Origin of the sequence: Paenibacillus sp. URB8-2, from assembly GCF_013393385.1 — a bacterium.
Taxonomy (GTDB): domain Bacteria; phylum Bacillota; class Bacilli; order Paenibacillales; family Paenibacillaceae; genus Paenibacillus_AQ.
Map to the genome: position 1 here is coordinate 1,377,552 of NZ_AP023239.1, position 20,498 is coordinate 1,398,049.

At 54.2% G+C, this 20,498-nt stretch carries 21 protein-coding genes; 16 read left to right on the top strand and 5 right to left on the bottom strand.

Annotated features, from left to right (window positions below):
• Positions 1 to 82: 82 nt before the first annotated feature.
• Entirely contained in the window at positions 83 to 517 is a 435-nt protein-coding gene (locus PUR_RS06475; protein WP_179034527.1) for an organic hydroperoxide resistance protein, read from the top strand.
• Positions 518 to 624: 107 nt separating this feature from the next.
• On the opposite strand, the gene PUR_RS06480 is transcribed toward PUR_RS06475, so the two are convergent.
• The 3 genes from PUR_RS06480 to PUR_RS06490 are packed head-to-tail and all read right to left on the bottom strand — an operon-like array spanning position 625 to position 3,672.
• Positions 625 to 1,752: an ABC transporter substrate-binding protein gene (locus PUR_RS06480; RefSeq protein ID WP_179034528.1), complete on the bottom strand. Its 1,128-nt coding sequence runs from the start codon at positions 1,750 to 1,752 to the stop codon at positions 625 to 627.
• Positions 1,753 to 1,789: 37 nt separating this feature from the next.
• Entirely contained in the window at positions 1,790 to 2,602 is an 813-nt protein-coding gene (locus tag PUR_RS06485) for an ABC transporter ATP-binding protein (protein ID WP_179034529.1), read from the bottom strand.
• A complete protein-coding gene (locus PUR_RS06490; RefSeq protein WP_197970129.1) occupies positions 2,599 to 3,672 on the bottom strand; it encodes a FecCD family ABC transporter permease in 1,074 nt (357 codons plus the stop codon). Before PUR_RS06490 ends, PUR_RS06485 begins: the two co-directional genes overlap by 4 nt.
• Positions 3,673 to 4,005: 333 nt before the next feature.
• Here PUR_RS06490 and PUR_RS06495 point away from each other — a divergent pair, with 333 nt between their 5' ends.
• The 12 genes from PUR_RS06495 to PUR_RS06550 all read left to right on the top strand — a co-directional run bounded on the left by PUR_RS06495 (position 4,006) and on the right by PUR_RS06550 (position 15,944).
• Positions 4,006 to 4,284 carry a hypothetical protein gene (locus PUR_RS06495; RefSeq protein ID WP_179034530.1) on the top strand — a complete coding sequence of 93 codons (279 nt, stop codon included), beginning with the start codon at positions 4,006 to 4,008 and terminating at the stop codon, positions 4,282 to 4,284.
• A 139-nt stretch (positions 4,285 to 4,423) separates the two neighbouring features.
• Positions 4,424 to 4,861: a thiol-disulfide oxidoreductase DCC family protein gene (locus PUR_RS06500; protein ID WP_179037784.1), complete on the top strand. Its 438-nt coding sequence runs from the start codon at positions 4,424 to 4,426 to the stop codon at positions 4,859 to 4,861.
• A 221-nt stretch (positions 4,862 to 5,082) separates the two neighbouring features.
• Positions 5,083 to 6,246 (top strand): P-loop NTPase family protein, encoded by a 1,164-nt coding sequence (locus tag PUR_RS06505; protein WP_179034531.1) that lies wholly within the window; start codon positions 5,083 to 5,085, stop codon positions 6,244 to 6,246.
• Complete coding sequence (locus PUR_RS06510; RefSeq protein ID WP_179034532.1) at positions 6,243 to 7,511, top strand: TadA family conjugal transfer-associated ATPase; 1,269 nt, start codon at positions 6,243 to 6,245, stop codon at positions 7,509 to 7,511. The genes PUR_RS06505 and PUR_RS06510 overlap by 4 nt, the downstream gene beginning before the upstream one ends.
• Positions 7,511 to 8,482: a type II secretion system F family protein gene (locus PUR_RS06515; protein ID WP_332107935.1), complete on the top strand. Its 972-nt coding sequence runs from the start codon at positions 7,511 to 7,513 to the stop codon at positions 8,480 to 8,482. Before PUR_RS06510 ends, PUR_RS06515 begins: the two co-directional genes overlap by 1 nt.
• Positions 8,483 to 8,487: 5 nt before the next feature.
• Positions 8,488 to 9,366 (top strand): type II secretion system F family protein, encoded by an 879-nt coding sequence (locus PUR_RS06520; RefSeq protein WP_332107936.1) that lies wholly within the window; start codon positions 8,488 to 8,490, stop codon positions 9,364 to 9,366.
• Positions 9,367 to 9,378: 12 nt separating this feature from the next.
• The gene (locus tag PUR_RS06525) at positions 9,379 to 9,567 is read left to right on the top strand and encodes a Flp1 family type IVb pilin (RefSeq protein ID WP_179034534.1); all 189 of its coding nucleotides are present in this window, start codon (positions 9,379 to 9,381) and stop codon (positions 9,565 to 9,567) included.
• 11 nt (positions 9,568 to 9,578) lie between these two features.
• The gene (locus tag PUR_RS06530) at positions 9,579 to 10,253 is read left to right on the top strand and encodes a TadE family protein (protein ID WP_232101739.1); all 675 of its coding nucleotides are present in this window, start codon (positions 9,579 to 9,581) and stop codon (positions 10,251 to 10,253) included.
• 78 nt (positions 10,254 to 10,331) lie between these two features.
• Positions 10,332 to 12,578 (top strand): hypothetical protein, encoded by a 2,247-nt coding sequence (locus PUR_RS06535; protein ID WP_179034535.1) that lies wholly within the window; start codon positions 10,332 to 10,334, stop codon positions 12,576 to 12,578.
• 19 nt (positions 12,579 to 12,597) lie between these two features.
• The gene (locus tag PUR_RS06540) at positions 12,598 to 13,599 is read left to right on the top strand and encodes a TadE/TadG family type IV pilus assembly protein (protein ID WP_179034536.1); all 1,002 of its coding nucleotides are present in this window, start codon (positions 12,598 to 12,600) and stop codon (positions 13,597 to 13,599) included.
• 24 nt (positions 13,600 to 13,623) lie between these two features.
• Positions 13,624 to 14,139: an A24 family peptidase gene (locus tag PUR_RS06545; RefSeq protein ID WP_179034537.1), complete on the top strand. Its 516-nt coding sequence runs from the start codon at positions 13,624 to 13,626 to the stop codon at positions 14,137 to 14,139.
• 38 nt (positions 14,140 to 14,177) lie between these two features.
• The gene (locus PUR_RS06550; RefSeq protein WP_232101740.1) at positions 14,178 to 15,944 is read left to right on the top strand and encodes a DUF6382 and FHA domain-containing protein; all 1,767 of its coding nucleotides are present in this window, start codon (positions 14,178 to 14,180) and stop codon (positions 15,942 to 15,944) included.
• 26 nt (positions 15,945 to 15,970) lie between these two features.
• Here PUR_RS06550 and PUR_RS06555 read toward each other — a convergent pair whose 3' ends face one another.
• Together PUR_RS06555 and PUR_RS06560 are read right to left on the bottom strand one after the other, a co-directional pair.
• Complete coding sequence (locus PUR_RS06555) at positions 15,971 to 16,870, bottom strand: TIGR01777 family oxidoreductase (RefSeq protein WP_179034538.1); 900 nt, start codon at positions 16,868 to 16,870, stop codon at positions 15,971 to 15,973.
• A gap of 61 nt (positions 16,871 to 16,931) precedes the next feature.
• Positions 16,932 to 17,396: a DUF2621 family protein gene (locus tag PUR_RS06560; protein ID WP_179034539.1), complete on the bottom strand. Its 465-nt coding sequence runs from the start codon at positions 17,394 to 17,396 to the stop codon at positions 16,932 to 16,934.
• 171 nt (positions 17,397 to 17,567) lie between these two features.
• On the opposite strand from PUR_RS06560, the gene PUR_RS06565 reads away from it, so the two are divergent.
• The 3 genes from PUR_RS06565 to PUR_RS06575 all read left to right on the top strand — a co-directional run bounded on the left by PUR_RS06565 (position 17,568) and on the right by PUR_RS06575 (position 20,486).
• Positions 17,568 to 18,695, top strand: coding sequence for a deoxyribonuclease IV (locus tag PUR_RS06565; RefSeq protein WP_179034540.1), 1,128 nt, complete (start codon positions 17,568 to 17,570; stop codon positions 18,693 to 18,695).
• Between the two features lie 42 nt (positions 18,696 to 18,737).
• On the top strand, positions 18,738 to 19,637 hold the full coding sequence (purU, locus tag PUR_RS06570; protein WP_179034541.1) for a formyltetrahydrofolate deformylase: 900 nt from the start codon (positions 18,738 to 18,740) through the stop codon (positions 19,635 to 19,637).
• Positions 19,638 to 19,748: 111 nt separating this feature from the next.
• The gene (locus PUR_RS06575; protein ID WP_179034542.1) at positions 19,749 to 20,486 is read left to right on the top strand and encodes a CpaB family protein; all 738 of its coding nucleotides are present in this window, start codon (positions 19,749 to 19,751) and stop codon (positions 20,484 to 20,486) included.
• Positions 20,487 to 20,498 lie beyond the last annotated feature (12 nt).

Below are 20,498 nucleotides of genomic sequence, written 5' to 3' on the forward strand. Positions count from 1 at the left end.
TTTTCCCGTTTCAAATCGCGCCTCAAGTTTAATTAAAGGTAGTGTCAGGGTGGGAAATTGGATTATAAAGGAGACGATATTAATGAAAGCACTGTATACAGCTACTGCAACGGTTCGCGGCGGACGTGAAGGCTCATTTGAATCCTCCGACGGCGCCTTGAAGCATAATCTGAGCATGCCCAGAGAACTGGGCGGTTCGGGAGGAACGGGCACGAATCCTGAGCAGCTGTTTGCTGCAGGATACGGCGCCTGCTATGAAAGTGCGCTAGCCAATGTTGCCCGTAAGGAAGGTGTCAAGCTTCAGGATGTGGAGGTTACGTCGAACGTATCCATCGGCAAAGATGAGAGCGACGGTGGATTTAAGCTGTCTGTACGGCTTGATGTGAAAATGTCGGGTGTTGACCATGACAAAGCGGAGGATTTGGCGAAGAAAGCCCATGATTTCTGTCCGTACTCCAAAGCGACGAGGGGAAATATCGAGGTGGAGCTAAATGTGCTGGAAATGAGCCGTCAGTAATTCCTTCGCTAAGCTGGCAGACGAAATATGCATAAAAAAGACTCGTTTCCGCGTTGGCGAAAGCGAGTCTTTTTTGAATGACCCAATGGCTGGAGTTTAGAAGGATCTTACTTTGCCGGAGGCTTGCTGTCAATGATCAGCTGAGCTTCGTCGTTCGTAAGGTCGTAATTCAAAAACTGCTTGTAGAAACTTACGGTTTCCTGAACCATGTTCAGATCGGGGAACAGGTCGGGATGAAGCGTCTTGGCCGCCCATTGGATTTGCAGCGCGGCTTCGGCGCCGTAGCGGTCCCAAAGGAACGCGCCGCTCGGGTTGTTATAGACATGGCCGTTCTTGACGGCATTCAGCGTCTTCCAAGCGGGATCGTCCATAATGTGGTCGGTATCCGTCAAACCGCTGCCGATCATAATGTAATCCGGATTCCAGGAAATAATCTGCTCCAGGCTCACTGGCTTCATGTTGCCGCTCAGCTCTTGAGCGGCGTTGATGCCCCCTGCTACTTCAATCCAGTTCTGGATCATCGTATCCTTGCCGTCCACTTGAAGCGGTGACAGGGACTGAATATGCAGCACTTTGGGCTTGTCCGATTCGGCAATTTTGGACGTTACGGCCGTAATATCTTTCAGTTTGCCGTCCAGATAGCCGATAAAGGAGTCGGCCCGCTGGCTTGCGTCATCTCCAAGGATTTGTCCCGTCAGGCGGAAACATTCTTTCATCTCGTCAAAATTCGTAAAGTTCAGCGTTACTGTGGGAATCCCAGCATTCTCCAGAAGCTGAATCAGCGGAGAACCAGTTGACGCGAAGGCGATGTCAGGCTTGTTCTTCAGCACCTCTTCCATTTGCACCTCAGATTTGGTGAAGGCGGTCACGGCATTGTTCATCTGCGGATTTACTTTGTACAGCCAGGGGACCGACTTGGGAGTAGAGATCGTGGACACGATTTTGTCTCCTGCTCCGAGAATCGTCACGACCTCGTTATGAGCCGGCCAGGCATCAGCAATTTTATTAATTTGCGAAGGAACTGTCACCTGGCGTCCGTCGGTATCCGTAATGGTCTTGCCTGCCTCGGCTGTCTGCGAGGAAGTCGTCTGCGGAGAAGCTGCCGGCGATGCTGCGGTTCCGGTGTCACCGGCATTCCCATTTGTATTATTGCTTCCGCATCCTGACAGAACCAGGATTAATGCCGCCGTTAGTATGAACGCCAGCAAGCTTTTTTCTTTGAATCTTCTTTGCATGATAGTACCTCCTATGTTTGTGAATGATGAAGTTTGGTTAAGAGAGCTCCTCAAGCATATGACTTTCCGTTCGCATAAGCGGTATGCAGGTCTTTACTTTCTGTCCTGTGGCGGCGGTGAACTCCGCTACCTCGACATCAATGCCATACGCGGATCTCAGATTTCCGGACGTGACGACTTCTTTTACGGACCCTGCCAAAAAAGGGAGTCCGCGGCGCAGAAGCGCTGCCCTGTCGGAGCATAAAAAAGCGTGGTCCGGAAAATGCGACGTCATGACGACCGTCATTCCCCGGTTGCTGAGCAGCCTGATCTGTTCCAGCATCCGGATCTGATTGCCGAAATCGAGATTGGACGTCGGCTCGTCCATAATCAGAATGTCAGGCTGCTGCGCCAGTGCCCGGGCGATCAGGACCATCTGCCGCTCTCCTCCGCTGAGCTCCGTATAGATCCGGTCCCGGAGCGAGTCGATTTGAAGGCTGTCCAAGGCCTCATCGGCAATGCTCTTGTCCTTGGAATTCGGTGCGGCGAACAAACCGAGATGGGCGGTGCGGCCCATTGTTACCACATCGATGACACTGAAAGGAAATGGGGCGCTGTGCGCCTGGGGAACATAGCCTACAGCCCGGGCCAGCATCTGTCTGGACCATCCCGCCGTGCTTTGCCCATTGATTTTGACGGTTCCTCCCAAGGGCCTCAGAAAAGAAAGCAGGGTTTTGAATAAGGTTGTTTTTCCCGCGCCGTTGGGACCGAGCAGGCACATAATTTCTCCGGCCCGAACCGAAAAGGAAACGTCCGTGACCACCGGCTTGTCGCCGTATCCGCAGGAGAGGTTTTCGATTTCCAGCATCATTCCCAGCCCCTTTTTCCGGTAATGAGCAGCACTATGAAAAAGGGAGCCCCGATGAGAGCAGTCAGAATCCCCAATGGAATTTCCATGGTAAGAGCACTGCGGGCAATATCATCGACAAGCAGCAAATATGTTGCGCCGAAAAGTGCGGAGACGGGCAGCAGCACTTTGTAATTCGGCCCGACGACCATGCGGGAGAGATGCGGCACGATCAGACCTACCCAACCGATCATGCCGCTGACGGAAACGGCGGTCGCTGTCAGCAGGGTTGAGCAGATAATGGTGACAATCCGGATTCTGGTTGTATTGACACCGAGCGCCTGGGCTTCCTCCTCGCCAAAAGACAGCACATTCAGCTTCCAGCGCAGGAGGAGCAGCGGCGTCAAGCCGATGAGCACAAGCGGGGCAAGAATAGCCAGATCATTCAATCCGACGAGAGCCAAGCCGCCCATCAGCCAAAAGGTGATGGCGGGAAGTTTGTTGTCGGGATCGGCGGCCAGCTTGATGATCGACGTGAACGAGCTGAACACGGTGGAAATGACGATTCCGGTCAGTACGAGGGAAAGCACCGCTCCGCCTCTGCGGCTGACAAGCGATCCTATGGAGTAGGTCAGCGCCACCGCCCCCATGCCCAGCAGGAACGATAGGAGCTGAATGCCCGCAGGCCCAAGCGACAGCAGCATCGCGAGCGCCGCGCCGAATCCCGCACCGGCGGAAGCGCCCAAAATATCCGGCGATACCATCGGATTGCGGAACAAGCCCTGGTACGAAGCCCCGGCGGCGGCCAGCGCTCCGCCGACCAGCAGAGCGGCGGCGATTCGCGGAATGCGCACATGGAGCAGGACGATGCTTACGGAAGCTGGTCCCGGATCGGGCAATCCGAGCAGATGGGCCCGGATGATGTCCGCCATCTGCGGCAGCGAAACGCTGTAACGCCCTACCGTAAAGGATAGGAGCAGCACGACAATCGGCAGCCCGGCGATCAGAATGATGCGGAAAGCCCGTTTGTGCTTGTCGGCAGATTCCGCCGGTTGAGCGGGCATTGCGGAAGGTTGATTCCTCTTCGGGTTCATTCTGCAGCCCCCTTTTCTGAAAATATTCTGAAACCGAAGGTTTTTTACATTTTGATATAAATAGAAAAGTTTCGTTATGACATTTTGCATACATAGATTATATTTATATATATTTACTTATGATTTGAATGAATAGAAATGGGACCCTAGCTTGCCTGACGACAGCTTTTGTCATAATTTGAACATTTCCGGATTTTTTTGATTTTTTCTTCAATAATCGCATTTCGGCTTCGGTTGACATCACTCCTAAAATTCTTTAAGATGTCTAAGTATCTGAACATTCGAACATGATTATATTGGACGAGCCAAAATTTAAAATAATAGGTGATGAACATGTCTTATAAACCGGTAATTACGAACGTGACGAAGGCCAGCAGCAACGACAAGGAAGGGCTCTACGAATTCATTATCAAGCTAGCCGACGGAACGGAGTGCCGCGCGTTTTACAATCGGTTTCCGGAATGGAGAATGACGAACATCAGCCGCCTGCTCAAGACTCCCTGCCCGATTTGCCGCAAGGATTTTATCTGTAAATGTATGGAGGCCTTTACCGGTGAGCTCGAGGATCAAATGATCGGTGATAACTGGATTGAGAAGACGACCGCCGAGTAATTAAGGCAGCGGTCAGAACTGGAGACGCGGGAAAATTCCCGCGTTTTTGTTTTGCCGAAAAATGGGGAAGGATAGAGTATATCGAAAGGAGCGGAGCCGGATGAGCAATACCAAAAGGAAGGAAGCCGCCGCGTGTGAGATGCCGGTAGAACGGGGAAATTCCAAAAGTTCCGCGGATCCCGAAGAGGCATCCATCGTGCTGATTGACGGTGTGTGCCATCTGTGCGGGTGGCTGGTGACCTTTATTATTCCCCGCGACCCCCTAGGGCGGTTTCGTTTCGCGCCGCTGCAGAGTGATATTGGGCGCAGGCTGCTGGAAAAAGGCGGACTTGATGCTGATGGACTGGATACGGTAGTGCTTGTGGAAAAAGGGGAGTATTATACGGAGTCGGCTGCGGCCCTCCGCATTCTGCGCGGGCTCCGCTTTCCCTGGTCGGCGGCCTATCTGCTAATCGCCGTGCCGGCTCCGCTGCGCAACAGGCTGTACCGGTACGTAGCCAAGAACCGCTACCGGTGGTTTGGACGCGACGATCAATGCCTCGTGCCTACGCCGGATATCAGGCGGCGTTTTTTGTAAGGCCGGAGAATTGCAGTTCAATTATTCCGATTTTTAAATATTGCCGCTTCTCGATAAGTATGCTAGTATAACTGTAAATTATAGGAATAGTGACGGAAGCACCGTTCATTAACCGTTTTGTCGCGGTTATGGGCGGTGCTTTTTTGCTGTTTCCTTACAATTAACGGATATAAATATCCGAATTCCCGCAAAACGGGACTTTAGGGGAGGGGGAAGGTTAAATGACCGCTAGCCTAGTGCTCGCCGTGCGTGAAACCCAGTACATCGAACCGCTGCTGCATTATGTTCACCATAGCGAGTATGGCGAAATGCTGAATATTAAGGCGTTCAGCCGAATGGATGCTTTTACCGAGTACATGAAGGGCGGGGAGACGCCGGACGCGGTTGTCGGCGATCCTGCATTCATCGAAGCGTGGCTGCTTGGGGGCCGGGCGGCGGTGCCATGGGCGATTTTGGAAGAAGCGGGCGGCATGGCGTCCGCGAAGAACAAGAGTGCTCTAGGCGGCAAAAGAATTACAAAATATCAGGCGCTGCCGGCACTGCTCTCCTCCATGCTGCAGCTGTGTGACGTTCGGCGAAGCCGTACGGCTTCCACCCTGAGCGAAGGCACCTTGCTGCTGGGAGTTGTGTCGGGAAGCGGCAGCAGCGGCAAAACGACGGTTGCGATGAACATGGCCAAGCAGCTCGGAAGCCAGGGATTGTCCGTATTTTATTTGAATCTTGAGACGGTAGACAGCAGGGGGCTGTTTCTCAGGCCTTCAGGGGGGAATGGTCCAGGTCTTGAGCGACTTCTGTACGAGATTCAGGCGTCGAGAGACACCGGGAATGCTTCGGCGATCGGCTTAGGACATTATACGGCCAGGCTGGATGCGCTGCACTGCGATACTTTCAGGCCTGTCGGCAATGTAAAGGAAATGCTGCAGATGAGCGCCAGGGATGCGCAGGAACTGATGGAACTTCTGGCTGCGGATGGCGGCTACGACATCGTTATCGTTGATACGGGCAATATCGGGGAAGAACGGGCCGAAGCCGTGGTGCAGCGCTGCGGACACCTTGTTTGGGTGCTGCGTGACGACGAGGTGAGCATCTACAAAATGGGGAAATGGTTCCTTCACTTCACATCCCCCCATTCCGGGATGAATGCCGATTTGCCCGGAAAGAGCCTGTTCGCAGTGAACTTCGTGAGGGAGAATGTCCAGCAGGCGCCATTACCGGAAGGCTTGGAGCCCGATGTCCTGCTGCCCTTTATCTCTTCGTGGAGCTTGCCGCACAGGGGAGAGCTAAGTCTCAATTCGCCGCTGTTTCAGCGTGGTATTCTGCAGCTGTGCGGGATGATTACGGGAATGGAGCTGCCGGGCCCTCCGTCAAATGGAGAGAATGCATGAATGATGAACTGTTCCGGGAACTCCGCGGCGATATACGCTCAGGGCTGGATGTGACCTCTTCCGTGGGAAACGGCGAGCTGGTCTCGCATATTGAAAGGACGATTTTTGAGCGGGAAGAGCTGCAGCGCTTAACTGCCCAGGAGAAGCACGGGCTCGTCCGGAGACTGTTCGATTCTTTTCGCGGTCTGGACGTTCTTCAGCCGCTCGTAGATAACCCGGCCATCAGCGAAATTATGATCAACAGCCATGAAGATATTTTTGTCGAGGAGGATGGGGAAATCCGCCGGCTGCCGCTGGCGTTCGAATCGGCGTCCAGACTGGAAGATATTATCCAGATCGTCGTCTCCGATGTCAACCGTGTAGTCAATGAATCGTCGCCGATCGTCGATGCCCGTTTAAAAGACGGCTCGCGGGTCAACATTGTGCTCCCGCCAGTAGCGCTGAAGGGTCCAACGATGACGATCCGAAAGTTTCCCGAGTCGCCGATGACAATGGATGACCTTGTCCGCCGGGAGGCCATCAGCCGGGAAGCGGCCGGTCTGCTTAAGACGCTCGTTGCCGCCAAATACAATATTTTTATCAGCGGTGGAACGGGGTCGGGGAAGACGACCTTTTTGAACGCTTTATCCCAGTTCATTCCACCGCAAGAGAGAGTCATTACGATCGAGGATTCGGCGGAGCTGCAAATCGTAACGGTGCCGAATCTGGTATCGCTGGAGACGAGGAACGCCAACACGGAGGGCAAAGGGGAAATCTCCATCCGCGATCTGATCCGCTCGTCGCTGCGGATGAGGCCGAACCGGATCGTCATCGGCGAGGTGCGCGGCGCTGAAGCTCTTGATATGCTGCAGGCGATGAACACTGGCCATGATGGAAGCTTGTCCACCGGCCATGCGAACAGCGCGCGCGACATGATCAGCCGACTGGAAACGATGGTGCTGGGCGGCGCTGATCTGCCGGTTGCCGTCGTCAGGCAGCAGATTAGCTCGGCCATCGATATTTTTGTCCATCTGGCGCGGATGCGGGATCGTTCACGGCGGGTCACAGAGATCAGCGAGGTAATCGGTCTGGATAACGGAGAAGTGCAGCTGAATCCGCTGTATGAATTCCGCGAAACCGGCGGGAGCGGCGGGCGCCTGAGGGGAGAGCTGGAAGCGTGCGGCAATTCTTTTCGGAATACGGCGAAGCTGGCTATGGCGGGAATAGCATATACTCCGCTGGCGCGCTTTGCCGGTGAAATTGAGAGAGGAGGAGAGGCAGAGTAATGTTCGAAATGACGAAAAAGAGCTGGGCACCGGCCGATCGTGCACCATCCGGTTCCGGACCGGACAGTCGCGAACCGGCGTATGGCGTGGAACCTTATCTTAATTCTGGCAGAAGGTTGGCTAAGCGCGATATCACGCGCATTGGCCGGGATACAACTAATGATGCGCCGCCCAAGAGCCTTCGAAACAACCTTGGACAGGCGGGAAGCGGAAACGTCTCTGCGCCGCTGTTGCCGGATTACACGGTTTACACGCTGAATCCGAGACAGAGAATCGTTTCGGCGGCGGCCGGGGGGCTTATTTTGTTCGGAATCGGCTATTTGTTTTATCATAATCCGCTGATTGCCCTGGTGCTGTCAGCGGGAGGATACTTTGCTCCGCGTATATGGCGGGATTATCTGAAGGCTCGCCGCCGCTCCGCGCTCAACCTCCAATTTAAGCAGATGCTGTTTTCGCTGTCTTCCTCGCTGTCCGCCGGAAGATCGGTAGAGAACGCATTTCGCGAAGCGGTGCAGGATTTGAAGATGCTTGACCCGGAAGGCGGCAGCGATATGATTGCCGAGCTGAACATCATCTGCGCGCGGCTTGAATACGGACAGCCCGTCGAAGAAGCGCTGCATGATTTCAGCAGAAGGGCGGGAATGGAGGATATCCGGCGGTTCGCCGATGTCTTCTCCGTCTGTAAACGGACGGGCGGCGACCTGGTGGAGGTGGTGCGGCGCACCTCAAGCATTATCGGCGAGAAACTGGATGTTCAACAGGAAATCGCCGTCAGCGTTTCCCAGAAACGGTTCGAGTCCAAGGCCTTGCTTGTTTCTCCGCTAGTTATGCTGCTGTTTATGAGCTTTAGCGCCGGGGATTACATGCAGCCCATGTACACCGGATTCGGGATGGCAATCTCGACGTTTGCTCTGGCTTCTCTGATTCTATGTTATTTCTGGATAAGAAAAATAATGGACATTCCGCTGTAAGGAGAGTGGGAAATCTGAGATGGATTTGCGGGCTAGCCGCCATTGCGCTGGTCTTGAGCTGGATCTCGCTCCGTGCTGTGAGCGGGAAGCGGTACGCCGCCCTCAGGAATCTGCCTGTGGACGGCCTGCGCCTGCGGAGTCTTTCGGAGCCGCTGCTTGTGCTGCTGGAGAAGGGCGGTATCGCCCGGAGATTTCCAGTATTCGTATTTCGGATGCAGCGGTCGGTTCAGCGGATATACGGGCAGCGCCACAGCGCGGAAATAACACTGCTCTTCATGGGCGAAATGCTGGCCTACGCCTGGCTGCTCGCCTTGGGGGGATGTGTTCTGGCGACGCTCAGCGGAGAGCGGGCCGCGCTCGTTCTTGGAGTTCTGCTGGCCGTCCTGCTTCCCGCCGCGCTTGCAGCCGATCTGCACAAAAAGGTTAAGGTACGCGAACAGCTCATCATGATGGAGCTTCCGGATCTGCTGAGCGGGATTGTGCTGCTGGTTAGCGCAGGTGAAACGGTGCAGCGGGCAATTATACGCTGTTTGGAAAGCCGGAAGAATGACAATCATCCACTGTACCGTGAACTGCTTGTCATGACCGGCGAGTGGGAGAAGGGCTACTCGTTCCAGCAGGCTTTCGAGAATTTCAGCAAGCGCTGCGCCGTGCAGGAAGTCTCGCTTTTTACGACGACGGTCCTGCTGAACGTCCGAAGAGGGGGGAGCGATTTCGCGCTTGCGCTTCGCGATTTATCGCGGCTGCTGTGGGAGAAGCGCAAGGCGGTCAGCCGGACGAGAGGGGAGCAGGCTTCCTCAAAGCTGGTGTTTCCGATGGTTGTCATTTTTGTAGTCGTGATTGTATTGGTGGGCACTCCGGCTTTTATGATGATGAATATGTAGGAGGTTGAGAGCATGTTAACGATTGTGGAGAAAAGTAAGAATTTTTGGCGGGATGAGGAAGGTCTGGGCACACTCGAAATGATTCTGATTATTGCCGTTCTGGTCGCTGTGGTTGTATTGTTCCGCCAAAAGATCAAAGAGGTGATTTCGGGTCTGATTGATACCGCCGGCGAAAAGAGCCAGGAAGTATTTGAAGAGTAGTCATTTATACGATGCTGAACAAAATCCGTAACGACGAAGGAAGCTTCACCGTCGAGGCGGCTATGGTGCTGCCGATCATCATGTGCGTGACCATGCTGCTGCTGTTCTTCTGCTTGTACAGCTACCAGAAATCGATGCTGCTTCAAATCGCGTCTTCCGCATCTGAACGTGCGGCCTATAACTGGGACAACAGCCACAAGGCCAGTGATGGGTCGTTTCCGCAGGGACAATACGATTCCCTTTACTGGCGAATTGGAGACGATCGTCTGCTGGGAAGCCTGTTCGGGACCGGAGAGAACGGCGAAGCCGCAGCAATACAGCTGCCGGACGGCAGGGCGGAAGAAAGCAATCTCCCGGCCGTCAAGCTGGGTAAGTCCGCTATGAGAATTCCCGACAACTTACAGGGAGAAATGAGCTACAGTTACACCCTCACGGGGAGAAAAGTAAAGGCCAAGCTTCGGCGAATGCTGAACCTGCCGGTTCTGGACGAAATTCTTTCGGATAGAGCGCAGCCCGAGGTTACCGCGCGGTCCCTTGTCGCCGAGCCGGTTGAATTTATTCGCACCGTGGAATTGATGCGCTACTATGGAGCTAAATTTAGAGGGAACTCGGCGAATGCTGAACCGGAGCAGGCCATGAAGCGGCAGGATGCTTCCACCATGATGTCCAAACTGGGTAAACGGTAAAGATTCATAACCATAGTCCGCAGGCTTGCCTGCACTTCCGCTATATGCTGCGCTTATATTTAACGAGAGGAAATAAGGATGAAAAGACGAATTGGGGCCGGAATCCGCCGCGCCGAACGGTTAAGAAGCGGGTGGAGACAGACGGAAGGTTCGGTATCGGTTTTCTTGATTATGGTGTTGGCCTTTGTATTCCTGTTCTCTGCGGTGCTCATCGATTACGCTCGGATGGCCGCCGCCAGTGTGCAGGGCGAACGCCTGGCCCGAGCGGGCGTACGGTCGGCGATGTCGGCGTACGATGCGGGACTGAGGGAACAGTACGGGCTGTTCGCCTTCGGCGGAAGCGACGGAGACGAAATAATGGCCCGCACGCTTGCCGATTCCTTTCATAAAAGCGGACGAGGCGACGGTTTTAATCTGATCGCCTTGGGCCTTGATTCCTCCACGCTAGAGTGGAGCCGCCCGATGGGCAGCTATGACGTGTTCCGCCGCCAAATGGGCGAGGAAATGAAATACAAGGCTCCGGTCGATTTCGCGCTGGAGCTTGCGGGAAAGTTCAAGCCGCTGTCCGGAGCGATGGAAGAAGCCTCCCGCACGACGGAATTATTCGCTAAGCTGCAGCCGCTGTACGACAAGCGGGAGGCGGAGCTCGACCGAATGCTGGAACGCAGGCGGCAGGCTGCCGAATGCGCGCGGACGCCGCTCACGCTCATTAAGAATCCGGCTGCCGGCGGCATTGCCGATTCTTCCATCGGCGCTGTCTCAAGCACTGCGGATATCGCTGCCCAGTATGACGATTATGTGTGGAAATCTAATATCGACATGTATAGAGGGCCAAAGAAACCGGCGATGTATACCCATGCTATCACTTCTTATCGTGAGCAATCCGCAGCGGTTCTCTCCGGACTGGGCAGCCGGCTTGCCGTTTGGCAGAATGATCACGCCCTGCTAATAAAGCAGGCAAGCGACGCGCTTAATGAGGCGAAGATAATCAACGAGGAAATGAGCGAAGCCATTAAGTTGGCAGAAAGCCGAAGCGCCGGACGCGGATATGACACGGCTGATTCCTGGGATATTCCTAATTCACAGGCAAGTGCCGCAGCCAGGCCTAACTTGCGTGAGCAAGCGAAGCAGTTGGTGCTTGACTCCGCGGACTTGCTCGGTATGGAGAATAGTCTGGCGGCGCAGGAAGCGGCTTTTCGGGATTCCTTCTTCCGGGCTTCATCCCTGCCGGGGGCGATGAGCCCAGCTTTGGGGCTAAACGGCGACGCCGGCGCGATGAAAGCCGCGGTAACCGGCGCGGCGGGCACCGTAGACGCATATTTGAGCGATTATGGAAACGGAGGGGGCGTTATCGGCCGGGATGCGGCCGAAATCGAGAAGCACCGCGGCTCGGACAATCAGCGAAAAGAACTGGAAAAAGAGGCGAAGACCAAGCTTGGGGAGGCGCTAAAAGTTGCCGACGCTCTTCGCAATCTGAATAGCGGTGCCAAAGAAGTGCTGGAGCGTTACGAATTATTGAATCAATACTATGAAGAAAGTAACGATTATAACAAGGGCCTGGCTGAAGATTCGGCGGATGAGCCAGCTAAGAGCGATCCGTATGCCGCCGAAAGCGAGGCTATGGACCAAATGGACAATCTTTACGAAGCGTTGAGCAGCGTTCTGCTTGCTTCAAGGGAAAGGCTGTTTCAAACCGAGTACGCGGCGCAGTATTTTCCCCATTTTGATCTTTCGCAGCTTAAGGAAATAGCCGAAGGCTCCGCTGAAGAAGTCGGGGATAAGCTGAAGGAGCAGCTCGATCCGCACAGCCAGGAGCTGGAATATATCTTGTATGGTTTTGACAAGCCTGGACTGAATGTGGCGGCGGCTTACAGTGAAATATTCGCAGCCCGGCTGGCTATCCGTACGATGGAAGGATTTGTGAAAAAAGCAGGAATGGGCAATCCGCTGCTAGTAGCGGCGGCGGCACTAGTGTACGGGCTGACGGAAGCGGTCAAGGATATGATTACGCTCTACCGCGAGGGAGCCGTCCCTTTATCCGAATATGTGCCTGCCAAACTGACCTACCGTGATTATTTGCGCCTGTTTTTGGCGCTACATGGCTCCGGAGAAGCCGAGCTGTCGCGGATGCTGGCCCTAATCCGGCTGAATACGGGGATCAATCCGGCAGAGAGAAGCACATATGCTTCCGCTGAGGTGCGTTTAGGGATGCGGCTTTGGTTCTTGCCCGGCATCATGAAGCTGCTTCAACATTCCGGCGCGGTTCCGGGGGAAATCGACGGCCATACTTTTTTTAAGTCGGTGAAGGCTGACTTTGCGTATTGACGGGAGGAACAGAGAAACAATGAAGAACCGGCTCAAAGAGGAAGGGAGGTTTAATAACGAAGGCAGCATGGTCGTGGAGGCGGCTATGGTGCTGCCCCTATTTTTGCTGTTCGTGCTGTTCCTGATCTTTATCGTGCAAATGACCCTATATTCAACCGCTTTGCAGAGCACCGTATCCGATACCGTAAAAGAAGTGGCCACGCATATGTACCCTGCCGCCTTGGCGGTGCAGAAGGGAGAACAGTCCGCGAACGCTTCAGATGAAGCCGGGAGCGGAATGAACGGCCAAGCAACTGCGGACAAGCCGTCCATTTGGACTATTCCGAGACTATCGGTTACGGATTGGGCTGAGCAATACGCCTCCAAGCTGCCTCCGCCGCTGGGTGATTGGGTCAGAAGCGCGGCTGAGAAGGGAGAAGCTCCTCTTCAGGAGCTCCAGGCCAAAGGCTCGGAGGCCGTTTTGGACGTTGCCGTCAAGCCGCTACTAAAGCCTTACATCGCTTCGGATATGCTGGACTACAGGCGACTCCACGTTTCTAATGTGACGGTTCCGAAGCTGAAAGACGGCTCCCAGCCCTATTTTGGTCTTCAGGTCAGCTATGAGCTCCCAATGAAGGTGCCGTTCCTGAATCGCAGCATTGTGCTGGAGGCCTCTGCCGTGGAGCGGCTATGGATAGGGGATACAGGCGAAGGTGGAAGCGGCGGTGAGGAGGGTGGAGCCAATGACAACAGCTTCATTTCTATTCTGGAGAAGCCGAATCCAGCAAGGCCTAACAAACAGGGAGTCATCCGGATTAAAACAGCGCCAAATGCTTCGGCGAATCTCACGGTCTTCTACAAAAGCGGTAAAAGCACCGCCAAGTATTTGGGCTGGAAGAAAGCGGACGAGAACGGCTATATCGAGTGGGAATGGAGGATCGGCGGCAAAACGACGCCGGGTTCATGGCCGACATTCGTCATAGAGACAGAAGGCGGTCAATCGGCGGAGGGCCAATTTTACGTGGCGGATAAGCCGAATTGATTCACAGAAAAAGGAGCCAAGGCAATGAATGAATGGGCGTTTTGGGGCTGTCTGCCCTTTTTGGCGGGGGCGTTCCTTACGGATACGCTGACGATGAAAATACCGAACTGGATTACGGCGCCGGCTGTGCTTATGGGCTTTATGGCACAGGGACTTTCCGGCGGCTGGAAAGGGGTGGTGTTTGCGGGAGCCGGCGCTGCCGCAGGATTTTTACCGCTTCTTCTCATGCACTTCATAGGGGCTGTTGGAGCGGGTGATGTCAAGCTTTTTGCCGGAATCGGCGCCTGGACGGGATCTTTGTTCACTGCTCAGGTCATCGTATACTCGCTGCTGTTTGCGGCGGTGATCGGCTGGGTGATTGTGCTCAAGAGACGGGAAGCCTTTCGCCGGCTGCGGAGTGTCGCAATATTGCTGGCTGGAATCTTTTATATACCGAAATGGACATTGTTCAAAAGCCGCGACGGCGATATGCTGCGATTTCCTTTTATGCTTGCCGTGATTCCCGGGGCGGCGGCCGCTTTTTTGGGGGGCTGGATTTAAGGGCCGTCCGTTCAATTGTAAGAGGGAGGTGATCGTCATTGTTTGGGTTAACCAGGGATTTTGTGCAGCAGGACGGCATCCGGATGGTGCTTGGAGGACGAGAGGGAATGCCGGCGTCCAGGCTCAATTCGGTTCAGAGCCGCATGCTGTCCTCCTTAACCATTCCGCATCATCTTAGGCTGTTTCTCAAAGAGGTGGATCTGAGCGTAACGCTGGAATACCCGGTATCCGGGAAAAAATTGCTCTCGCATCTTCTCAAGGGAGTCAAGCTGACCCTGGCCGAATTTTACGGGCTGCTGCTTCAGATCGCTCAAGGTATGGAGGACGGCCGGCTGCATATGCTTCATCCCGGGCAGTACGCTCTGCATGAGGATTATATTTTTATTGAAGGTCCCCTGCAAAGGGGGAAAGTCTACTTGACGTACGTTCCTCTTCAGATCATCGAACCGGCGCAGTCATTGGGAGAGAGCCTCAAGGGGCTGATTATGGCGCTGATGCCAAGCGTGGGGGAGTTGAAAGGAGACGGCGTCCAGCGGCTGCTGCACTACTGCGGCGAAGAGGAATTTACCGTTGGAGGGTGGAAGAAGCTTCTCTCAGCGCTGCTGACAGATGACGGGGAACGGAATCCGATGGTGCATGCGGAGACGGCCGCGGCCAAACCATCGACGGAAACCGGGCATTACACGGTGGATCGTTACTTTCAAGAAAAGGTTTTGGATAGGGCGGTTCAATCATTCGCTGACAACGGTAAAAGATCCACCGCGAAGCGTGACGGCCCGGATGCGAATCAACGTATTTTCAGCAGATCCGGTTCTTCGGTGGACTCCGCGGAAACAGATGCTTCACGGGAGAAGTTCAATTCGCCGATTGCCGAATGGATGAGCGGGAGTGCTTTTTTTAAAGGCAGGCAGCAGGAAGATAACAAGCAGGAAGGAGGAAGGGAGAGAAGCTGGAAGGAAGAGGAAAGTATGAACCCCGGTTTGGCTTCCGGCGAATTCCTCGAGGCCAACGATGGACGTTCCTCAAAAAAGACATATATTTTGCTGGGCTGCGTTCTGCTGGACGCCTTGCTGTGGAAATACCTGTACCTGGATCATCCGGGAAGGTTAATGCTGATTCTTTGCGGAATCGCTACGGTTCTGCTGATTGCAATAAACGGGTTAATCTGGGCGGGGAAAATAGGCGCAGGCCAAATGGAACAGGAAGAGACAGAAGAAGAGGGGGCCGAAGGTCCGGAATTTGGAATACCTGGGGGGTTCAGAATGATGCCGCCGTTTGGCGGGCGGAACAGGGACAAGCTTGAGGAATTCCGGCGGCTCAATCCTGAGCCAGTTGACCGGAATAAACGGGTCGTCGCCGAAATGCATGAATTCGGATCTGGCGGTATAGGGATTGAGGCAATGGAGGAATATCCAAAACCAACGGAGCCCGAACCGGCTACTGTGCTGCTTTCGAGAGAGAAAGCACCGGCTCCGGAAGAAACGAAGCTGCGCGAGGGAGCGGTGCCATATCTAGAAAGAACGGAGGAAGGAAGCGACCGCCGGGAGAAAATCGAACTGAACCGGACAAGCTTTATTATCGGCCGTTCACCTGAGGTGGCTCAGTATATGGAATCATCGGAGGGCGCATCCAGAGTGCATGCCGAGATATTCCGTAGCGGCGGAGGCTATGTCCTGAAAGATTTGGATTCGCGCAACGGCACCCGGTTTCGGGGAGAGGTAATGGTTCCCTACAAGGAGTATCCACTGACTGACGGGGACGCCTTCACAATTATAAAAGGGAATTATACCTTTCATCAGCGTTAACGCTTTTTGATCGCTATGTACCAGGCTCATGTTCTCAGCTGCCGCAGCGCTTTTGGAAGATCGGGATAAGCGAATACAAAGCCATGCTGCAGCAGCTTGGCGGGAAGAACGCGCTGGCCCTTAAGCAAAATCTCCGACAGCTCGCCGAGGACGGCTTTCAGCAGAAAGGCAGGCAGCGGGAACCAATGGGGACGACGGTACACTTGTCCGACAGCCGTGCCGAACCGGTCGTTGGTCACCGGGTCAGGGGCGGTCGCGTTAACGGGGCCTGAAATATCGGAACAAGCGGCGCAGTAATCAATCAAAGCGACCATGTCTGCTAGATGAATCCAGGACAACCACTGCCGGCCGCTGCCGATTTTGCCGCCGAAGCCGAGCATATAGGGCAGCTTCATCTTCGGGAAGGCGCCGCCTTCATTGCCGAGCACAACGCCGGTCCGCAGTTTGACCAGCCTGATGCCTTGGTAGGCCTGATCAGCGGCATCTTCCCAGGTCTTCACGACCTCGGAAGGGAAATCCATCACCCGCGGGGCAGAGGATTCATCGAAGGTCTCGCTGAACGATGTGCCGTAAATCGCAACAGCGGATGCCTGAATGATGACCTGCGGTTTGGACTTCAGGAGACTTAGCAGCTTGCCGGCTGCAGCAACGGTTCCAATCCGGGATTGCCGGATGAGCGATTTGCCGTGTTCGTTCCAGCGCTGGCTAAGGCTGGCGCCGGCGAGATTAACGAGGACATGGGTGTCTTCCGCCGGTTCGGGATAATCGGCCAATCCTTCCCAGGTTCGGTACAGCAGTTTGGGGTGAGTTATCGCTTCCTTCGGCGCTTCGCGGCCCACAATAATAATTTCATGTCCAGCCTGCAGCCAGTAATGGGTCAGCGCAGTACCGATAAAGCCGGTGCCGCCGCAAATAATCGCTTTCATTTTATGGCCTCCTTGCTATCGCGCAACGGCTGCGCCGGGGTGTGCCAAATTTTTTAAAAGTTTACTTCATCAGATGACGGTATGGGGAGTAGTCGATGTGGTTCTTTTCCAGAAATTGAACCAGAAAGCGGCTGTCCCGCCTTGGGGTGGCTGCAATGTAGCCCTTGATGCAGTGATCGCGTGTAACCTCGCTTGCGTGGCTTTCGATGGCGATCCTGCCGATTTCGGCGGCGATGGAATGCTTGGCGATATCGCGGAATGGCCCGGGTACGGGCTGCACCAACTGGTCGAGGAAGGCTTTGGATTCATCGCTCCACAGCGGACGGCTGCGTTCCACCCAGTAGTTTTGCCAGTCCAGCTTGGATTTTCCATCCGCCTTGGGCAGGACCTTGAGAAATTTGCGGAACATAAAATAGCCGCCAATGCACATGCAGCCCAGCAGCAGAAATGTCCAAAAAGCGATCGTGTTCATAAACCAACTGTTCGGTGACATGGACAACCAGCCAAGCCCTGATTTAATAAACATAATACTATCACCTCATCAATGATGATGATCACAGACTTCTTCCCAACTTAAATTATAGCGTATAACCGGCGTTTTGCGAAGGTGGAAGCCAGATATCGGCAATGCCTAGATTTATTGTCCCAATCACGATAAAATAAGTTTTAATTCGTGAAAGAAAGAGGGAAAAACGGCATGCTAAAAATTGGTTCCCATGTTTCGTGCGCGGCTAAGGGACTGCTCAGCGCGGCAAATGAAGCGAATGAATACGGTTCAAGCTCTTTTATGATATATACTGGCGCACCGCAAAATACCCGCCGGAAACCGATCGAAGACATGTATCCCGAAGAAGGCAAAGCGGCGATGCGGGACAACGGCGTAGAAGAGATTGTCGTTCACGCTCCTTACATCATTAATCTGGGTTCATACAAAAATCACACCTACCAGCTAGCCGTCGATTTTCTCCAGCAGGAGATCCACCGCACCCATGCGCTGGGCGTCAAGCATATCGTGCTCCATCCGGGCGCTTATACGGACAAGGACCCGGAATATGGCATCCAGCGGATTGCCGACGGTCTGAACGAGGTGCTCGGCGGCACGCATGAGACGGAGGTTCATATTGCGCTTGAAACCATGGCCGGCAAAGGAACGGAAATGGGCCGGAGCTTTGAGGAAATCGCGTCCATAATCGATAAGGTCGTACACAACGAGCGGCTGTCGATCTGCCTGGATACCTGCCATATCCACGATGCCGGTTACGATATTGTAGGCGACCTGGACGGCGTGCTCGAACAGTTCGACAAGACAATCGGCTTGGACCGGATCGGCGTAGTGCATATCAACGACAGCAAAAATCCGATCGGTTCGCGTAAAGACCGCCATACGCCGATCGGTTCGGGCTGGATCGGTTTTGATACGATTAACCGGGTGGTTCATCATGAACTCCTTGCCGGGCGCCCGTTCATTCTTGAAACGCCGTGGATCGGCAAAGACGCCAAGACCCAGCGGCCGATGTATGAAGCGGAAATCGCGCTGCTTCGCGGCAACGTCCAGGAGAGGTTCGGCGGAGAGTTTTTGGCCCAGGTCGAGGAACTGCACGCTTTCTTTGCCAAGCAGGAGCTGGACCCAAGGCAGTATGTGCTCGACATTTGGAATGTGCTCAAGACCGATGCCAAGGCCAAAAAGGCCGATCCGCGCGAGCCGATGGAACGCCTTTACGACCTGGTAATCGCCGCGGGTGTGTTTCCGGACTTGAGCGAAGAAGCGGTAAATCACCGGCTGATCGCTTGGCTGGCGGGCAAGCAGGTGCTGGTTAACGTTTAAACTCAGGCAATGCGTGAATGACGAGAGGATGGAAAGTACACAATGGAATTGCATGTAAAAAGAGAACATTCTTCTTCGGACGGGCAGCACCCGAACCGGGCGCGGATGCTCATTTCCTGTCCGGACGGCCCGGGAATTGTGGCCGCGGTATCCCGATTTTTATTCGAGCACGGAGCCAATATCGTACAATCGGATCAATATACGATGGACCCGTCCGGCGGAATGTTCTTTATGAGAATCGAATTCGATCTGCCGGAGCTGGAGAAGCGCATGGAGCAGCTTCAGGCGGAGTTCGGCGAAATTGCCGGACAGTTTCAAATGAACTGGCAAATGTTCAATGTCAGCCATAAAAAGAGACTCGCGATCTTCGTATCGAAGGAGGATCATTGTCTTGTCGAACTGCTCTGGCAGTGGCAGGCGGGTGATCTGGATGCCGATATCGCGCTGGTTGTGAGCAATCACGCGGATATGAAGGAGTACGTCGAGTCGTTCGGCATTCCGTATCATCACATTCCTGTAACGGGGGATACGAAGGCGGAGGCGGAACGGCGCCAATTGGAGGTTGTCGGAGAAGATATCGACGTCATTATCTTGGCGCGGTATATGCAGATTATCTCACCGTCGTTTATTGAGCATTACAAGAACCGGATTATCAATATCCACCATTCGTTTCTTCCGGCCTTCATCGGCGGCAATCCCTATGCCCAGGCGTACCGGCGCGGGGTGAAGATTATCGGCGCTACCGCCCACTATGTGACCGAGGAGCTTGACGGCGGTCCGATCATCGAACAGGATGTGCAGCGTGTCAGCCACGGGGATGACGTCGGCGAACTGAAGCGGATCGGCCGCACCATTGAGCGCGTCGTTCTCGCCAGGGCAGTCAAATGGCATATCGAAGACCGTATCCTTGTTCATCAAAACAAGACGGTCGTGTTCAACTAATCGAATAGCTGCTTGCTTTATAGGTAAAAAAGCATTTTACCCACACTTTGGCGCTCTATGCCAAAGTGTGTTTTTTATGCGCAAAATACACCTTGCAAAGGGGGGATCTGCTTGTCGGCGCAGCGCGGTCATTTATTGAAGCGCAATTATATTTTTGCTGTTCTGATTTTAATTGTCGGTTTCGGCGGTCTATTGGGATATGATCTTTACTTCAAGCCCTACGTGCTGTCCCAAACCGTAGTGAAAATTAAGGTGGACGGAGGCGGCGTGCTGCCCAAGAATCACGAGCTGCAGGCGGGAGAACTTTATCTCGATTCCGTCCAGACGAAGGATGTCCCGGGCGGTGCTGTTACTCAACTGAACCAGGCGGAGCGTAAAATTACGAACGTGAGCCTGACGGACGGCAGCATTTTGACAGAGGCGCTTGTCGATTTGAACGACTTGGAGCCGAGGACGGACGAAGGGATTTTTCCGGTGCCGAAGGAAGCTGTCTATGCGATCAATGGCTCTCTGCGCAGCAGGGACAAAGTCGACATCTATCTTGTGTTAGATGAAGCGAAGGCTGCGGAAAACTCCAACATTGCGAAGGCAGGATCTGCACAGGGAAGCCCTGGCAACGGGGAGGCGGCTGTGCCTGAGGTGGCTTTTTTAACCGGAGTGACCGTGAATTATGTACGCACGGAAGATAACAACGACGTTCGCGACACGGAGCTTGGCAATGACAATAACCGGGTCACCTCGACCGGCAAGGTGGCGGTTCCGGAGCTGAAGCTGAAGAAGAGTGACGGCGAACTGCTGAAGCAATATCTGGAGCGTGGCTGCAAGCTTTGGATTGTCCGGGTGGAATAGGAGGAATAAGGC

What these genes read in the sequence shown, in the direction of transcription:
- PUR_RS06475 (WP_179034527.1), top strand. Translation starts at nt 83, where the DNA reads ATGAAAGCACTGTATACAGCTACTGCAACGGTTCGCGGCGGACGTGAA.
- PUR_RS06530 (WP_232101739.1), top strand. Translation starts at nt 9,579, where the DNA reads ATGCTGAACAAAATCCGTAACGACGAAGGAAGCTTCACCGTCGAGGCG.
- PUR_RS06505 (WP_179034531.1), top strand. Translation starts at nt 5,083, where the DNA reads ATGACCGCTAGCCTAGTGCTCGCCGTGCGTGAAACCCAGTACATCGAA.
- PUR_RS06485 (WP_179034529.1), bottom strand. Translation starts at nt 2,602, where the DNA reads ATGATGCTGGAAATCGAAAACCTCTCCTGCGGATACGGCGACAAGCCG.
- PUR_RS06490 (WP_197970129.1), bottom strand. Translation starts at nt 3,672, where the DNA reads ATGAACCCGAAGAGGAATCAACCTTCCGCAATGCCCGCTCAACCGGCG.
- PUR_RS06510 (WP_179034532.1), top strand. Translation starts at nt 6,243, where the DNA reads ATGAATGATGAACTGTTCCGGGAACTCCGCGGCGATATACGCTCAGGG.
- PUR_RS06480 (WP_179034528.1), bottom strand. Translation starts at nt 1,752, where the DNA reads ATGCAAAGAAGATTCAAAGAAAAAAGCTTGCTGGCGTTCATACTAACG.
- PUR_RS06535 (WP_179034535.1), top strand. Translation starts at nt 10,332, where the DNA reads ATGAAAAGACGAATTGGGGCCGGAATCCGCCGCGCCGAACGGTTAAGA.
- PUR_RS06565 (WP_179034540.1), top strand. Translation starts at nt 17,568, where the DNA reads ATGCTAAAAATTGGTTCCCATGTTTCGTGCGCGGCTAAGGGACTGCTC.
- PUR_RS06555 (WP_179034538.1), bottom strand. Translation starts at nt 16,870, where the DNA reads ATGAAAGCGATTATTTGCGGCGGCACCGGCTTTATCGGTACTGCGCTG.
- PUR_RS06500 (WP_179037784.1), top strand. Translation starts at nt 4,424, where the DNA reads ATGCCGGTAGAACGGGGAAATTCCAAAAGTTCCGCGGATCCCGAAGAG.
- PUR_RS06540 (WP_179034536.1), top strand. Translation starts at nt 12,598, where the DNA reads ATGAAGAACCGGCTCAAAGAGGAAGGGAGGTTTAATAACGAAGGCAGC.
- PUR_RS06495 (WP_179034530.1), top strand. Translation starts at nt 4,006, where the DNA reads ATGTCTTATAAACCGGTAATTACGAACGTGACGAAGGCCAGCAGCAAC.
- PUR_RS06515 (WP_332107935.1), top strand. Translation starts at nt 7,511, where the DNA reads ATGTTCGAAATGACGAAAAAGAGCTGGGCACCGGCCGATCGTGCACCA.
- PUR_RS06560 (WP_179034539.1), bottom strand. Translation starts at nt 17,396, where the DNA reads ATGTTTATTAAATCAGGGCTTGGCTGGTTGTCCATGTCACCGAACAGT.
- purU (WP_179034541.1), top strand. Translation starts at nt 18,738, where the DNA reads ATGGAATTGCATGTAAAAAGAGAACATTCTTCTTCGGACGGGCAGCAC.
- PUR_RS06545 (WP_179034537.1), top strand. Translation starts at nt 13,624, where the DNA reads ATGAATGAATGGGCGTTTTGGGGCTGTCTGCCCTTTTTGGCGGGGGCG.
- PUR_RS06525 (WP_179034534.1), top strand. Translation starts at nt 9,379, where the DNA reads ATGTTAACGATTGTGGAGAAAAGTAAGAATTTTTGGCGGGATGAGGAA.